This is a genomic window from Candidatus Beckwithbacteria bacterium (assembly GCA_026397255.1).
Taxonomy (GTDB): Bacteria; Patescibacteriota; Microgenomatia; order UBA1400; family CG1-02-47-37; genus JAPLVF01.
In genome coordinates this window covers 1-13,570 of record JAPLVF010000019.1, presented here as the reverse complement: position 1 = coordinate 13,570, position 13,570 = coordinate 1, and the positions used below count along the sequence as shown (strand labels likewise).

The following is a 13,570-nucleotide window of genomic DNA, read 5'->3' as shown; positions in this document are numbered from 1 at the left end:
GTTAAACCACCGCCAACCAAATACCGACAACCGCCAGCATGATGCTGGCTAAAATCGCCCGGGTAACAATTTTTGGTTCTTCCCAACCTTTAAACTGCAGCCAAAGGTGAAAAGGAGAAACTGCGAAAATTTTGCGATTTAAAAATTTCTTGGATAAAAGCTGTAAAAATGACGATAAAATTTCGGCCACAAAAATCCCGCCGATAATCAATAAAGCCATGACTTTACCTAACAACAAGCCGACGACGGCAAAAGTGGCGCCGAAAGCCAGAGCGCCGACATCCCCTAACCAAATCCGGGCAGGATAAACATTAAAATATAAAAAGGCAATTAAACTACCTAACCACAGTGCCAGAAAAAAAGACAAAGGCGTGTCTAAAATGGAAGCGGATAACAACCAAAAAGCAAACAGAGCTACCATTAAAACGCCGCTCCCTAAACCGTCCAGACCGTCAGTAATATTAACGGCATTAGCAAAACTGACAATTACCAGAGCGGAAAAAGGAATATACAGCCAGCTCAAATTAAAGACTTTCAGAAAAGGAATATAAAGAATATCGATCTTTAAATTAAAATAAAGCAAAGAAGCAATTATTAAAGCTAAACCCCATTGAATCAGAAATTTGTGGCGCAGTCTTAGGCCGAAAAACCCGCTGCGTTTAAAATCAAAAAATTTTAACAAGTCATCATAAAGCCCCAAGATCCCGAAAGAAATAAAGGTAAAAAAAATAACGTGCAGTTCCTCATTAATCGGATAGACATGGGTGACAAATACTCCCAGATACTTGGCCAGAGGAAAAAGCAGAAAAAAAAGAAAAGTCACCACCACGATAATCAGGAATCCGCCGCCGACCGGAGTCCCTTTTTTATGAGCATGAAAGCGGTCAAAAATCGGCGTCGGCCGGTTAAAAGCATCTTTAGTTTTTTGTACCTGACGGGTAAAACGAAAGCGATAAAGCAGGTTAATAAAAGGGATCAGTCCAAGGGAAGTAACGGTAAAAGAAAAAATCAGTAAGCCTAACAACAAAGCCATATAAGTATTATAGATGACGCCACTTTCTTCTTAAAGACTCAAATAAGTAAATTAACCAATAATGAGGTTTAATCACCAGGTCGTGGGCCGGCAAATAATCAACCCGGGAGCCGCCAAAACCGGTCTTAAATAAAGTGACGCCGGCAAAGCGATGATGCGGATTATCAGTCGGGGCAATCCCCCAGAAGTTATAAAGGGGAAAGCCTTTCTTTTTAGCCTGTCTGATAACCTCCCATTGCAAGGCATAAGAAACCGGAATCTGCCGCACTTCAGCTGAAGAACCGGCGTAATGGTAGACAGCTTCTTGGCCATAAAAAATAATAAAGGCCATGGCTAAAGTCCGATTATCGAGGCTGGCTTTAAATAATTGAACTTGATTATCAGGCTGAAAGGCTTGAAACTGTTTTAACAAATAGTTATAGGAAAAAGTAACAAAATGGCGCCGCTGCGCCACAGCCAGCTGCAGCCGGTAAAGGGTTTGAATATCTTGATTTTTAATTGAAGAGGTGATCTCAACCCCGGAATTAAGCGCTTTTTTGACACTGTAGCGGGTATTTTTACGCATATTTTTAAGTAAGGTTTCTTCGCTATCTTTCAGGTTTAAAACCCAGGTGGTTTCCGCATGCAAATGCATCGGCGCTTTAATTAAACCCAAAGATATAACTAAATTAAGGTATTGGTCAGTTTTCAAAATATTCGGCCGGATCCTAACAAAAACTGCCGCTTCTTTATCCGCCAGCTGGCGGATAAACTGAAAAACTGATCGAATGATGGCTTGATTTTCCCAAGGTAAAACCGGGCCGGCCGGACATTCGAAGTAAGTTGCCCGCCGGGCATTAATTTTAATCAATAACGCAATACCGCAAAGCTGATTGTCGTTAAAAAAACCCAGGCGAAAGATTGAGTGGCCTAATGATTCGTGAAAAACTCCCCAATTCCAGGATTGAAGAAAACTACACTGGCTAGAATGAAGAATAAAATCTTCCCAGATGGCTTTATCAGTAATGACTTTAACGGTCAACATATCTTTTCACAATCTTGATAACTCGGTCGGCGTCCGTCAAATCCATTTTAGAATGGGTCGGCAGATTAACAATTTTTTTATCATACCAGTCCCCGAGCCAAACATGCTTGGTTTTGGCATAACGGATTAAGCCAGCCGGATCTCCTACCTCTAAAGGAAATCTTAAGTAAGTAGCTGCCGGATTAAATTTTTGTTTAAAAGCTGAGGCATAAGCTTTGGCAATGGCCTGACGATGACGGTTAAGCTGATCCAGCTTTTTCCATTGATGTAACACTAACTCAGCTAAAGCGTTAGGTAAAAGCTGCACCGGTAAGTCTAGCAAGGGTAAGGTAATTAACTTAAGGGCGCGGCAAAGACCGATGATGATTTTCCCAAGAGAAAAATAGGTCGGGACAGCTATACTGAAAATAACCGGATGCAAGAGCTGTTTAGCAATCCAGCAATAACTGGGATAAGACAAATTAGGAATTGATAAATGTTTCTGGCTTAAAAGCGCGCCGCCAAAAACTGAAGAAATCACTTTATCCCGGCCAAAACTCAAAATCGTTAAGTCACCGAAACTCCCGATGGGTTTACCTTGATATTTAACCCCTAAACTATGGGCACAATCTTCAATTAAAACAAGGTTGTGCTGGTGGCAAAGTGATTGAATACTAATTAAGTCATCAGGATTACCGAAAGTATGCTGGATAATGACCGCCTTGGACCGGGAAGTAATTTTTTTAGTTAAATCCTGGATATTAAGATTAAAGTCGTGAGAATTATTATCCACAGCAATCGGTGTAGCCCCGGCCTTGATAATTGCCTGGGGCACGACTTTACAAGTAAATTCCTGATACAAGACTTCGTCTTTAGAATTTAAATTTAAAGACTTTAACCCCAAATAAAGGGCTGAGCGGGCAGCATTAACTAAATAACAATACGGTCGCTTAAAATATTGTTTTAAGGTGGTGGTAAGCTTGGTTAAAGCGTCGCCTTTTTGCCAACGCCAGGGCTCAAATAAAAGCCGCAGGGCCAAAAAAACATCGGTTCGGTCGGTATTAGGTGATAGAGAAATTAAGATTGGTTTGGACATAAAGAGGCAATAAATTTTTTCGGCAAACGGCTCTCTAATAAAACTAAAGTCTTAGAATTAAGAATCGGAATCAAGTCTTTAAGAATTTTTTTTGGATCTGGTTCGTAAATTGAACCGGGAAAAAACTTGGCAATGTCGGCTTTGGTTAAATAGATTTTGGTAAAAACTGGTCCGGCGGCCTGAGCCAGCTGTTGGTGAAGAGCGGCTGTTCGTGAACCGAGTTCGATAATCCCGGAAGTGATTAAAATATTTTGAGAGAAATTTTGAGTTTTAATAAAGTTAATAGCGGCTAAAAAACCGTCAAAATTAGCATTATAAGTATTATCAATGACGATAGAATGCTTTAGGCCGGTTTTCTTAACCATCATGGTCTTAAATGCCGGAATGTTGGTCAATCGGGAAATAATAACTTTCGAGGGAATTTTAAATTTGCTGGCAACCTGAACAGCGGCCGTAAGATTCACCTGCTGATAATCGCCTAAAAGGTTGGTGCTATATGGTTTTTTCGGCCGAAAGTAAAGCTTGATTTTAAGATGGGAAAATTGCGGGACTAAAGATCTGGCAATTTGATTTTCGCCATTAATAAAGGCGTGGCTACCGGTTACTAAAGACTGCAGCAACTCAGATTTGGCGCTGATAAGCTTTGGCTGACTGCCGAATAAGCCTAAATGCTGGGTGCCGATACCGGTTAGAATGGCCAGTTTTGGTTTAACCAGTTGGCAAATGGCTTTAATTTCGCCTGGTTTATAAGCGCCCATTTCCACCACAAAAAAATCATGGGAGGAATGAAGCTTGGTTAAAACCGCGAGGGCGACACCGATAAGGGTATTATTAGTGCCGCTAGTTTTACAAACCGAGAATTTGGCCGATAAAACATGGGCTAAAATTTCTTTGGTGGAAGTTTTGCCAAAACTGCCGGTAATCCCGATCACTATCAATGACCGGGGGGAAAACTTGAGCTTAATTTTGGCAGCAAAAACAACCAGATCGCTTAATAAGTCGGTAATCGGCTTAAGGAGTAAAACAGCAATTGTGGCAGTTAAAGGCATAATTAAGTAAGCAATAATTAACCATAGCCAAAACGGTTTAAGCTGTAACAATATTTGGGAAAAATAAAGCGATAAATAAATTAAAACCAAAATTTTAAGAGTTAGTTTAGGCCGCAAAAACCACCGGACCGGCAACCAATACTGACGGGCTTGGCTGGTGGCCAGAAACTGATGAAAACGATCCAGCCGGTATTCCTTTAATTGCCAAAAATATAAACAACGCAAAATCGCCACTAATAAAAGAATAAAATAGATTATTTGCAGTAAAAAAATCATTGTTTAATAAAGTTTAGCACGAGCGAAGCCAGAGCGGGAGCATGAGTAAATGGCAGGCCATGACGGGCATTTTCTAAAACTTTCAGCTGGGAATTGGGAATTAAGCGGTGAATTAATCGGCCATCGGACAATGGCGTCAAAGTGTCATTTTGGCCCCAAACAATTAAAGTCGGGCAGGAAATTTTAGCTAAATTAATTTGCTGATCTTCGGCAACAACTTTTTTTAGGGTTTGTTTCATAACCGGACTGGCTTTAAAATAATCAGTTTCGTTGATGAGACGGTAAAAAATACGTTTCAGGCTGTCGGGAAAAAACCATTTACTTACTTTAGCGACGGGCTTAAAAATCAAACGCTTAAAATTTAATTTATTTCTGATCCCGGCACTGTTAACCAGAATTAATTTTTTAACCCTTTGGGAATTGACAGCGGTAAAATCAACGGCGATCTGACCGCCGAAAGAATGGCCCAGCAAACAAAAGTTGGGGAAATTCTTCGTATAATCTTTAAGCCAAAGAGAGTAATCATGGGTATTGCGGATTAGATCTTGGGGCAAAGCAGGCAAGTAAATCTGGTAACCGGCTTTAACTAATTGGGTTTTAAATGGCTCCCAACGATTAATTTGACTGTTCCAGCCATGGAGAATAACTAAAGGAGTTGACATATTGCCTGGGCAAGTTTACGGGAATCATGACGGAGTAAGCTGCGTTTTAACACATCGCTTTTGGGTTTTTGATAAGGACTGTCGGCTAATAAAGGCCGACGGATTACCCGGGAATCGCTGGTTAAATCATCAACCACCGGGTATTCATGAGATTTTTGATAGGCTTTAATAATCACCGGCGGAATCGATTCATTATTAACTAAAATATAATCCATTTTCTTGCCGGTGTATTTTTCGATTGCCCGAACATGATCGCGGGCGGAATAATAAGCGGTTTGACTGTTCAAAGTCATTAAGTTGACAACATAAAGCAGCTTGGCTGAGGTTTCCTGAAGGGCTTTTTTGGCGCCGGTAATCACCAAATTGGCAATAATGGAATTATAGAGATCGCCTGGGGCAAAAATAATTAAATCGGCGGTTTTAATCGCTGAAGCGGCTTCGGGATTAATGGAAGTTTTAGGAATGGTAAAAAGCTGAATAATTTTCTCATCACGGGTTAATTTATAAGTTTCAATTTTATGTTCCGAGATAATGGTTTTACCGCTGGAGTATTTAGCGGCCAGTTTCACCAGCTTTTTAGCAATCGGCAAAACTCGGCCTTTAAGCCTAAAAATTCTGGCAGCCTGGGTAATTGCTTCCGGTTCGCCACCGAACATATCTTCCATGGCCGTGAGTAAAATATTCCCTAAGTTATGACCTTGGAGACCATTACCTTTTTCAAAACGGTAAAGCAGAAGTTGACGAAGCAGGCCATTTTGGGAAGCCAGAGCGGCTAAACACTGCCGCATATCCCCGACCGGTAAAAAGCCAAATTCGTCACGGAGACGGCCGGTGGAGCCGCCGTCATCAGTCACCGGCACAATTGCGGTTAAATCAACTGGATATTGTTTTAAGCCTGACAGCAGGACAAAACTGCCGGTCCCGCCGCCGATAACCACGATTTTCTGCAAAGGTTTAGTTGGCATTTTGTGTATATTGTATCACTTAACCGTCACGGATTTGGCCAGGTTGCGGGGTTTGTCGGGATTGAGGCCGCGGCCGACGGCTAAATCATAGGCTAATAGTTGAGCAATAATAATCTCGGGAATAGCAGTTGCGGCCTGTAAATCCGGCACAGATAAATGATAGTCAAAAACAGCGTCGGGTTTAGGGGAAATACCGATAATTAATCCACCCCGGGCTTTAAGTTCATGAGCGGAAGAAATAATATCCGTATAAGTGTCGTCCAAGGGGGCGATAATAATGCAAGGCGTACCTTTATCAATTAAAGCAATCGGGCCATGTTTTAATTCACCGCCGGCAAAACCTTCGGCGTGAATATAACTAACTTCTTTTATCTTTAAGGCTGCTTCCAGGGCAATCGGGTAAGACAATCCCCGACCAATCACAAAAATATGTTCACTGTCTTTGATTTGCCCGGCCAGATTTTTAATTTTTTCCCGGTCAACCGAGGTTTGCGCCGCCTGCTTAATTAAGTCAGGGGAGCAACCGATTAATTTAAGAATCACGGCTAACTTGGCAGTAAAAGCCTTAGTGGAAGCAACCGCCACTTCCTGCCCGGCATTTAAAAGAATCTGATAATCAGCTAAACGGTATAAAGTTGAGCCTAAAACATTAGTAATGGCCACAACCGGAATTTTTTTGGCTTTCAGCTCTTTGACGGCATTAATCACATCAATAGTTTCACCGCTTTGAGACAAAACAAGTAACAATTGGTCTGACTTTACCAGTTTGGCTATTTTTTGATATTCCGAAGCCATCACCGCTTCGGCTTCAAACCCGTTTGAACGCAAACAGTATTCGCTAAATAAGGCGGCGTAATAGGCAGTCCCACAAGCCAATAAATAAATTTTACGGTTGGGTTTAATTAATTTTTTAAGACTGACAAACTCCTGAGAAGCTAAGTTAAGTAAAACTTTTGGCTGGTCAAAAATTTCTTTTTCCATGTAGTGGTGAAATTTACCCAAGCGGCTTTGCTCCAGTTTCCAGTTAAGAGTAACAATTTTGGGCATAATCGCTTTGCTAGAAATAACGGAAAAAATTTGGACAGATTCAGCGGTGATTCGGGCAATTTGGTTATCCTCTAAAAAGATCACCTGATTGGTGTGGTCTAAAAGCGCCCAGACATCGGAAGAAATAAAGTTGCTGTTTTTACCTAAACCAATAATCAAGGGTGACCCGTTTTTGACAGCGATTAATTCATCATTATCGGCGCTTAAAACAATTAAGGCATTCATGCCGGAAATTTCTTTAAAGGCGGCTTTAACCGCTGATAATAAATCCAGTTGCTTGGCTTTTTCTTCAATCAGGTGCAAAGCGACTTCGGTATCTGTTTCTGAGGTAAATTTATGATTAAGAATTAATTTTTCTTTGAGGGTACGGAAGTTTTCCACAATACCGTTATGAACCAGGGATAGTTTCTGATCACAGCTTAAATGGGGGTGGGCATTACCGACCGTAACCCCACCGTGGGTTGCCCAGCGGGTATGCCCAAGACCAATAGTAGATGGTGGCAGTTTTGTTTTAGCCTGGCTGATTTTACCGGTATGGCGCTCGCGCACCAATCGCCCGTCTTGTTTGACACTGATTCCCCAGGAGTCATAGCCGCGATATTCCAGCTTGATTAAACCTTCCAGGACCAACTGGGCGGCATTATTGGTTTGACCGATAACTCCAAAAATTCCACACATAAGTTAGATTCTTTTGATTTTAGCACCTAGATTAAGCAAACGCCCGCTAAAGTCTTCATAGCCGCGGTCAATGTGCTCTAAACCGGTCAAGACAGTTTGGCCTTGGGCAACTAATCCGGCTAAGGCCAGAGTGGCTCCGGCCCGGATATCAGTCACGGTAATAGTCTGACCATGCAGTTTAGTCGGGCCGGTGATGGCAATTCCATGGCAGTTAGCAGCTAAGTCATCGCTAAGATTAAAGTTGTAAAAACTTTCAGGATTGGTTATTTCAGGTTTAAAAAACTTAATCTTAGCGCCCATCGACTGAAGCGAAGAGGCAAACTGAAATCTGGAAGTAAAGACAGTCTCAATAATCTTTGATTGGCCACGACATTGGGTGGCTAAAACGGCCCACAAGGGTTGCCAGTCCGTCATAAAACCCGGATGAGGCCGAGTGATAATATCAACTGCGGTTAACGGCTTTGAATAGAAAAATCTGATGCCGAACTGGGAATATTCAATGCCGGCACCGACGGCTTTAATCTTAGTTAAAAAGGCGGTTAAATCCTGTTTCCGGGCATTTTCAACAATGATGTCACCATGAGTCATCAAAGCGGCAATGGCATAAGAAACCGCTTCGTTGCGGTCAGGCATAACTTGGTAAATAACCGGATTTAAAGCTTTTACTCCGTTAATCTCAATCACTCTTTCCGGCTGACGTTTGATCTGGGCACCCATCTGATTTAAAAACTCGATCAAGTCATCAACCTCTGGTTCAAGGGCGGCATTTTCCAGTCTGGTTTTACCAGAGGCTAAAACTGCGGCCATAATCATAGTTTCAGTCCCAGTATGGCTGGGTTTGGTAAAGCGATAGTGACAACCGATCAATTGTTCACAGCTAGCAGTAATTAAGTGTCCATTAAGCTCAATTTTGGCGCCTAAAGCTTTCAAACCATCAAGATGGCGGTCAAGCGGCCGGGAGCCGATCTTATCACCACCGGGGAACGGAACAGATGCTTTTTTCGTTCGGGCTAAAAGAGGAGCAATAAATAGACTGGAGGCCCGGGAAGCTAAACCAAGTGACTCAGGCACAGTTGAAGAAGAAAGATGAGAGGCATTGATAAACAGAGTCCGCTCCCCGGCTGAATAAACTTTAGCTCCCAAGGTTCTGATAATCTCTGCCACCAAATCAACATCGGCAATTTTGGAAAAGTTTAATAACCTGGTCTCGTGGGGGCATAAAAGCGCGGCAATCATTAACTTAAAGGAGGCATTTTTAGCGCCGCCAAGCCGAACCACGCCTTTTAAAGATTGACCACCCTGAATGATTAATTTACTCATAAATTTGTATTTCTAATTGTAAATCTAAATTTAATTTTTGCTTGGCGGTATTTTTCACTAATTTAATTAATTGAAGTACATCAGAGGCGGTGGCGCCGCCTAGATTTTCGATAAAATTAGCGTGACTAAGGGAAATCTGCGCCTGACCGATTTGTTTCCCCTTTAGATGAAGCTGTTTATCAATAATTTCACCGGTTGATTGGTTAGACTGATTGCGGAAAATACAGCCGCTGGAGCGTTGCGGCTGATAACGTTTGTTAAACTGAATTGTCTTGGCTCGGTCCAGAGCCGCAGCCTGATCGCCGGATTTTAACCGTAACACCACGGAAAGAATCACGTCTTGATAACGATTAACTTTGACCACAAAGTCTTCCCAATCAACCCTGACGCCGTGCATTTTAACGGCGGTGGCGCCGCCGGCGGTGGCCGGAATCCCGCTAAAGGCTTCCAGGCCTGTCAAACCATGATTAATCAGGTAAAAAATTGCTTTTGGCAGGAAAACGCCGCTGTCCAGTTCGACTAAATTATTTGGCAAAATCTTGATTTGACTGGTCTGATTAATAATCACTAACCCTTTTAGTCCCTGATCCGAAATTAAAACATTACTAGCACTACCAAAAATATAGTAGTTAAGTTTTAATTTTTCCGCTTCTTTGACGGCACTGATTAAATCTTCGGTGGTTTTAGCCTCGTATAAATACTCGGCCGGGCCGCCGATTTTTATGGTGGTGTATGGGGCTAATAATTGATTAGTAAGAAATTTCATCGCGTTTTAAGCAGTTTAATAATTTGTTTATACCACAGCCAATTATTGCCGGCGCCAAGAGTAAAAATCACGTCATTTTTGGCAACGATTTTCTTAAGACAGTTCATTGTTTCCGGTTCGCCTGGACAATAGTGAACACGAGAATGATATTTTTTAACTTCTTGACTGAAAATCGGTCCGATTAAACCCAGATTATCTTTTTCCCGGGCGGAAGGAAAAATGTCGTTAATAATGACTTCATCGGCCAATTCAAAACTCCTGGCAAAGTCGCTTAAAAGGGCTTTAGTCCGGGAATAAGTGTGCGACTGGAAAATAGTAATCAGCCTTTTACCCGGGAACCAATTTTTAGCCGCTGATAAAACGGCTTGAATTTCCGTCGGGTGGTGAGCATAATCATCATAAAGACTAACCCCTTTAACAGTCGCGATAAACTCAAACCGGCGTTTCACCCCCGTAAATCTTTTTAAGCCCAGGATAATTTTGTCAGGACTAACGCCTAAATGATGAGCGGCCGCTACCGCAGCGACGCTATTCAAGGCATTGTAATTGCCGGGAAGATTAATAATTAATTCCGGCCAGACAATATTTTTATATTTTAATTGTAAAAATTGTTTTTTGTCCGCCACATGGGCTTTAACAATCTGCCAATCGGCTTGGGGAGAAAAACCGTAAGTGGCGATCGGCTTATCAATGGTTTTAATAAACTGCCGGACATGGGAATTATCAAAGTTAACCACTACTAAACCATCCGGGGGAACCGGTTTAATAAAAGTCCGAAAACTGTCAAAGATTGCCTCAAGGTTCTGGTAAACATCCGGGTGGTCATATTCAATGTTGGTAATGATACTAACAAACGGACTTAAATAATGAAATCTGGGGGTTAAATTCAGCTGTGGGTCCGTCACATATTCATCGGCTTCGGCCACAAAATAAGCAGATTTTCTAACCATTCTCCCGGGAGTTTTAAGGCAGGGAACGTCACCGGCGCCAACACAAAAACAGGGCTTTAAGCCAGCCGAATCCAAGATTGTCGCCAGGATGGCCGAGGTAGTGGATTTACCGCCAACCCCGGCAACCGCCAAAGTTTTAAAACCGGAAGAAAATAAACCCAGGGCCTGGCTGTGGGCTAAAACCGGAATTCCCCGGGAAAGAGCGCTGACAACTTCAGGATTGGCTTGACCGTTGTGGGCGCCGGTATAAATTAGTAAATCACAATTTTTAGGTATATTCCTGGCAGAAAAACCGGATTTAACCTTAATCTGACGTTGCTTTAAAATCGCGTTGGTAGGAAAAATTTCCTCAGTATCGCTGCCGGAAACATTTTTGCCCAAATCCTGGACCCCTAAGGCCAAAGCGGTCATTCCGACGCCCTTAATGCCAGTAAAGTGGATTGTCTTAATTTTTCTTAAATTCATTAGCTGCTAAATTTTCCTTAATCACCAAGCCGCTGTTAGCAATCGCTTTAGCTCCCAAAGTAATGCCGGGCATAACGGAAGTATTCACCCCTAATTGGCTGGCCCGGGCCATAACGCAACCAAATTTAATCCGGCCGGGAATAATCTCTTTCTTGTCAAAGCGAAGGTTGGCCAAAGTGGCGCCAGAGCCTAGGTTGGAATCGGCTTCAATCACCGAATCGCCGACATAGTTAGAATGAAAATTATTATTAGGACCGACATAGCTGCGGCAGATTTCACTCTTAAAACCGACAATTGAATTAGACTCAATCAGAGATTGACGGACTAAAACGTGGTCGCCGATAAGCACATTTTTACCCAAAAAAGCCGGCCCTTTAATCACTGCATAAGGCATAATTTTGGCACCGGCTTCGATTTGGACCGGGCCTTCAATCACGGCGGTCGGATGGATTGAAGCAGTTTTATCAATCCCTGGCTTAAGCCGATTAATTAAAAAAATTTGGGTCATGTCTAAAATCTGCCAGGGAAATTTTAAAGGCTGGAAATAACCGTCGGCTTTGACTAATTGGGCTGGTTTGATTTCAAGTAATTGGTTTAAGGCTTTTTCATAAAGACCATCTTTGTCTGACTGAACTTTATCTAAAACTGTAATAAAATCTTGAATGTTGGGAAAATAATCCAAAACCAGTTTTAACCAATTACTCGGCCGCTCTGCCTCTGTCGGCTTTTCTACCACCTGCAGGTTCTCTCCCTGTAGGTCAAAATAACCCCCGGTTAAATCACTTTTGATTCCAGTGAGACAAATTTGGTCGGGGGTTTTGATAATCGCCGCTTTAAAAGCCTGCCAGATTTTAGGGTCGATCAAATCATCCCCATTAACAATTATTGTCGGTCCTGCGAGGAGTCTCCTTGCAGCTAAAACCGCTCCGGCCATTCCCGTCGGTTTTTCCTGAATGGCCAAGGGGTGTTTTTTTACTTTTTCTTTATCCTGAGGATTAACTACCACGATAAATTGCTTAATGCCGATGCTTTTAAGGTCATTGATTATCCAACTAAGCAAAGTCTGGCCACAAAAAGGCAAAAAGGGCTTACCGGTAACAATCGGTTTAATCCGTTTACCGGCACCGGCGGCTAAAATAAGGGCGGTTAAATTTGACATAAAGCCTGCCTAACTGCCCGGTATTCTGACCAGGCAGTTTCTATTGTACCAAAACACATTGATTTTTCGTGGGCTTTACCAAAAAGAGCGACGGAATCGCCTGGTTGAGCCAGTTTAATTGCCAGATTAATGGCAGCTTGACGGTCGGGTTCAAGACAAAGTTGGCGGTTCGGAGGTTTTTTGGCTTTGTCCCAACCGCTTTTAATTTGGTTGATAATCTCGTTTACGTCTTCTGTGCGTGGGTCTTCGGCAGTTAAAACCGTAATATCCGCCAGGCGTCCGGAGATTTCTCCCATCATCGGCCGTTTTAATCTATCCCTTAGACCGGCACAGCCAAAAACAGCAATGAGGCGGTTTTTCGTTGTCAAACGGAGGGCGATTAAGGCTTTTTCCAGAGCGTCAGGTTTGTGGGCAAAGTCGATTACTACTCCAAAAGGTTTTTTCTGAACAAATTCCATCCGGCCGGGAACACCGGGAAAAGTGGTAATGGAACGAGCAATAGCCGAACGGCTTAAACCTATTTTTTCAGCAATGGCTGAGGCAGCATTTTCATTAGCCTTGACAAAATTAGCGGAATCTTGGAATTTTATCGGAGTCTCGGCCATTTTTAATAACTTCAGCTTAGCCTGTTGGTAATTGGCAAAAGTTTTATGATAATCCAAATGCTCATGGGTAATGTTGGTGATCAGGCCATACTTAAACTTAATTCCCCAATTCCGGTATTGGTCTAAACCATGGGAAGTTACCTCTAAAACTACATGGGTGCAGCCTTGATCCAGGCTTTTTTTTAATAATTTTTGCAGGATAAACGGCTCAGGATTGGTGACGTGTAGACCAGGGACTGAAATCGTAGATAATAAATCCACCTTAAAACCGTTTTGCTTCAGGATGTGGTAAAGCAAGTGGCTGACCGAGGTTTTACCGGAGGTACCGGTCACTCCGATCACCGTTAGTTTTTTACCGGGAAAGCCGTAAATCAGGTTGGCCAAAATGGCTTGGGGTAAATGCCAGAGAAGATTGATTAGTCTTTGAGGAATCAGTTGTCTTAATTTTTGGAAAGACATTAGTCTATTTTACACTACTACTGAGTTTCCGGCAGGA

At 42.4% G+C, this 13,570-nt stretch carries 12 protein-coding genes; all 12 read right to left on the bottom strand.

The genetic code is table 11. The annotated features are described in order from the left end of the window. Position 1: 1 nt before the first annotated feature. The 12 genes from NTZ93_04980 to NTZ93_04925 are packed head-to-tail and all read right to left on the bottom strand — an operon-like array spanning position 2 to position 13,533. A complete protein-coding gene (locus NTZ93_04980) occupies positions 2-1,033 on the bottom strand; it encodes a hypothetical protein (protein ID MCX6817192.1) in 1,032 nt (343 codons plus the stop codon). 7 nt (positions 1,034-1,040) lie between these two features. Beyond that, on the bottom strand, positions 1,041-2,057 hold the full coding sequence (locus NTZ93_04975; protein MCX6817191.1) for a peptidoglycan bridge formation glycyltransferase FemA/FemB family protein: 1,017 nt from the start codon (positions 2,055-2,057) through the stop codon (positions 1,041-1,043). After that, positions 2,044-3,132 carry a DegT/DnrJ/EryC1/StrS family aminotransferase gene (locus tag NTZ93_04970; protein ID MCX6817190.1) on the bottom strand — a complete coding sequence of 363 codons (1,089 nt, stop codon included), beginning with the start codon at positions 3,130-3,132 and terminating at the stop codon, positions 2,044-2,046. The genes NTZ93_04975 and NTZ93_04970 overlap by 14 nt, the downstream gene beginning before the upstream one ends. After that, entirely contained in the window at positions 3,114-4,457 is a 1,344-nt protein-coding gene (locus NTZ93_04965) for a UDP-N-acetylmuramoyl-tripeptide--D-alanyl-D-alanine ligase (protein MCX6817189.1), read from the bottom strand. The genes NTZ93_04970 and NTZ93_04965 overlap by 19 nt, the downstream gene beginning before the upstream one ends. Next, positions 4,454-5,119, bottom strand: a complete 666-nt coding sequence (locus NTZ93_04960) for an alpha/beta hydrolase (GenBank protein ID MCX6817188.1) — start codon at positions 5,117-5,119, stop codon at positions 4,454-4,456. The genes NTZ93_04965 and NTZ93_04960 overlap by 4 nt, the downstream gene beginning before the upstream one ends. Continuing rightward, positions 5,104-6,084 (bottom strand): YvcK family protein, encoded by a 981-nt coding sequence (locus tag NTZ93_04955; GenBank protein ID MCX6817187.1) that lies wholly within the window; start codon positions 6,082-6,084, stop codon positions 5,104-5,106. Before NTZ93_04955 ends, NTZ93_04960 begins: the two co-directional genes overlap by 16 nt. Before the next feature lie 15 nt (positions 6,085-6,099). Next, the gene (glmS, locus tag NTZ93_04950) at positions 6,100-7,809 is read right to left on the bottom strand and encodes a glutamine--fructose-6-phosphate transaminase (isomerizing) (protein MCX6817186.1); all 1,710 of its coding nucleotides are present in this window, start codon (positions 7,807-7,809) and stop codon (positions 6,100-6,102) included. Positions 7,810-7,812: 3 nt separating this feature from the next. Continuing rightward, a complete protein-coding gene (gene murA, locus NTZ93_04945) occupies positions 7,813-9,129 on the bottom strand; it encodes a UDP-N-acetylglucosamine 1-carboxyvinyltransferase (GenBank protein ID MCX6817185.1) in 1,317 nt (438 codons plus the stop codon). After that, on the bottom strand, positions 9,122-9,895 hold the full coding sequence (locus NTZ93_04940; GenBank protein ID MCX6817184.1) for an FAD-binding protein: 774 nt from the start codon (positions 9,893-9,895) through the stop codon (positions 9,122-9,124). The genes murA and NTZ93_04940 overlap by 8 nt, the downstream gene beginning before the upstream one ends. Then, positions 9,892-11,310 carry a UDP-N-acetylmuramate--L-alanine ligase gene (gene murC, locus NTZ93_04935; GenBank protein ID MCX6817183.1) on the bottom strand — a complete coding sequence of 473 codons (1,419 nt, stop codon included), beginning with the start codon at positions 11,308-11,310 and terminating at the stop codon, positions 9,892-9,894. The genes NTZ93_04940 and murC overlap by 4 nt, the downstream gene beginning before the upstream one ends. After that, entirely contained in the window at positions 11,291-12,469 is a 1,179-nt protein-coding gene (locus NTZ93_04930) for an NTP transferase domain-containing protein (protein ID MCX6817182.1), read from the bottom strand. The genes murC and NTZ93_04930 overlap by 20 nt, the downstream gene beginning before the upstream one ends. Continuing rightward, on the bottom strand, positions 12,457-13,533 hold the full coding sequence (locus NTZ93_04925; GenBank protein MCX6817181.1) for a UDP-N-acetylmuramoyl-L-alanyl-D-glutamate--2,6-diaminopimelate ligase: 1,077 nt from the start codon (positions 13,531-13,533) through the stop codon (positions 12,457-12,459). The genes NTZ93_04930 and NTZ93_04925 overlap by 13 nt, the downstream gene beginning before the upstream one ends. Positions 13,534-13,570 lie beyond the last annotated feature (37 nt).

Coding starts and splice junctions, on each gene's coding strand:
- NTZ93_04980 (MCX6817192.1), bottom strand. CDS start 1,033: ATGGCTTTGTTGTTAGGCTTACTGATTTTTTCTTTTACCGTTACTTCC.
- NTZ93_04975 (MCX6817191.1), bottom strand. CDS start 2,057: ATGTTGACCGTTAAAGTCATTACTGATAAAGCCATCTGGGAAGATTTT.
- NTZ93_04970 (MCX6817190.1), bottom strand. CDS start 3,132: ATGTCCAAACCAATCTTAATTTCTCTATCACCTAATACCGACCGAACC.
- NTZ93_04965 (MCX6817189.1), bottom strand. CDS start 4,457: ATGATTTTTTTACTGCAAATAATCTATTTTATTCTTTTATTAGTGGCG.
- NTZ93_04960 (MCX6817188.1), bottom strand. CDS start 5,119: ATGTCAACTCCTTTAGTTATTCTCCATGGCTGGAACAGTCAAATTAAT.
- NTZ93_04955 (MCX6817187.1), bottom strand. CDS start 6,084: ATGCCAACTAAACCTTTGCAGAAAATCGTGGTTATCGGCGGCGGGACC.
- glmS (MCX6817186.1), bottom strand. CDS start 7,809: ATGTGTGGAATTTTTGGAGTTATCGGTCAAACCAATAATGCCGCCCAG.
- murA (MCX6817185.1), bottom strand. CDS start 9,129: ATGAGTAAATTAATCATTCAGGGTGGTCAATCTTTAAAAGGCGTGGTT.
- NTZ93_04940 (MCX6817184.1), bottom strand. CDS start 9,895: ATGAAATTTCTTACTAATCAATTATTAGCCCCATACACCACCATAAAA.
- murC (MCX6817183.1), bottom strand. CDS start 11,310: ATGAATTTAAGAAAAATTAAGACAATCCACTTTACTGGCATTAAGGGC.
- NTZ93_04930 (MCX6817182.1), bottom strand. CDS start 12,469: ATGTCAAATTTAACCGCCCTTATTTTAGCCGCCGGTGCCGGTAAACGG.
- NTZ93_04925 (MCX6817181.1), bottom strand. CDS start 13,533: ATGTCTTTCCAAAAATTAAGACAACTGATTCCTCAAAGACTAATCAAT.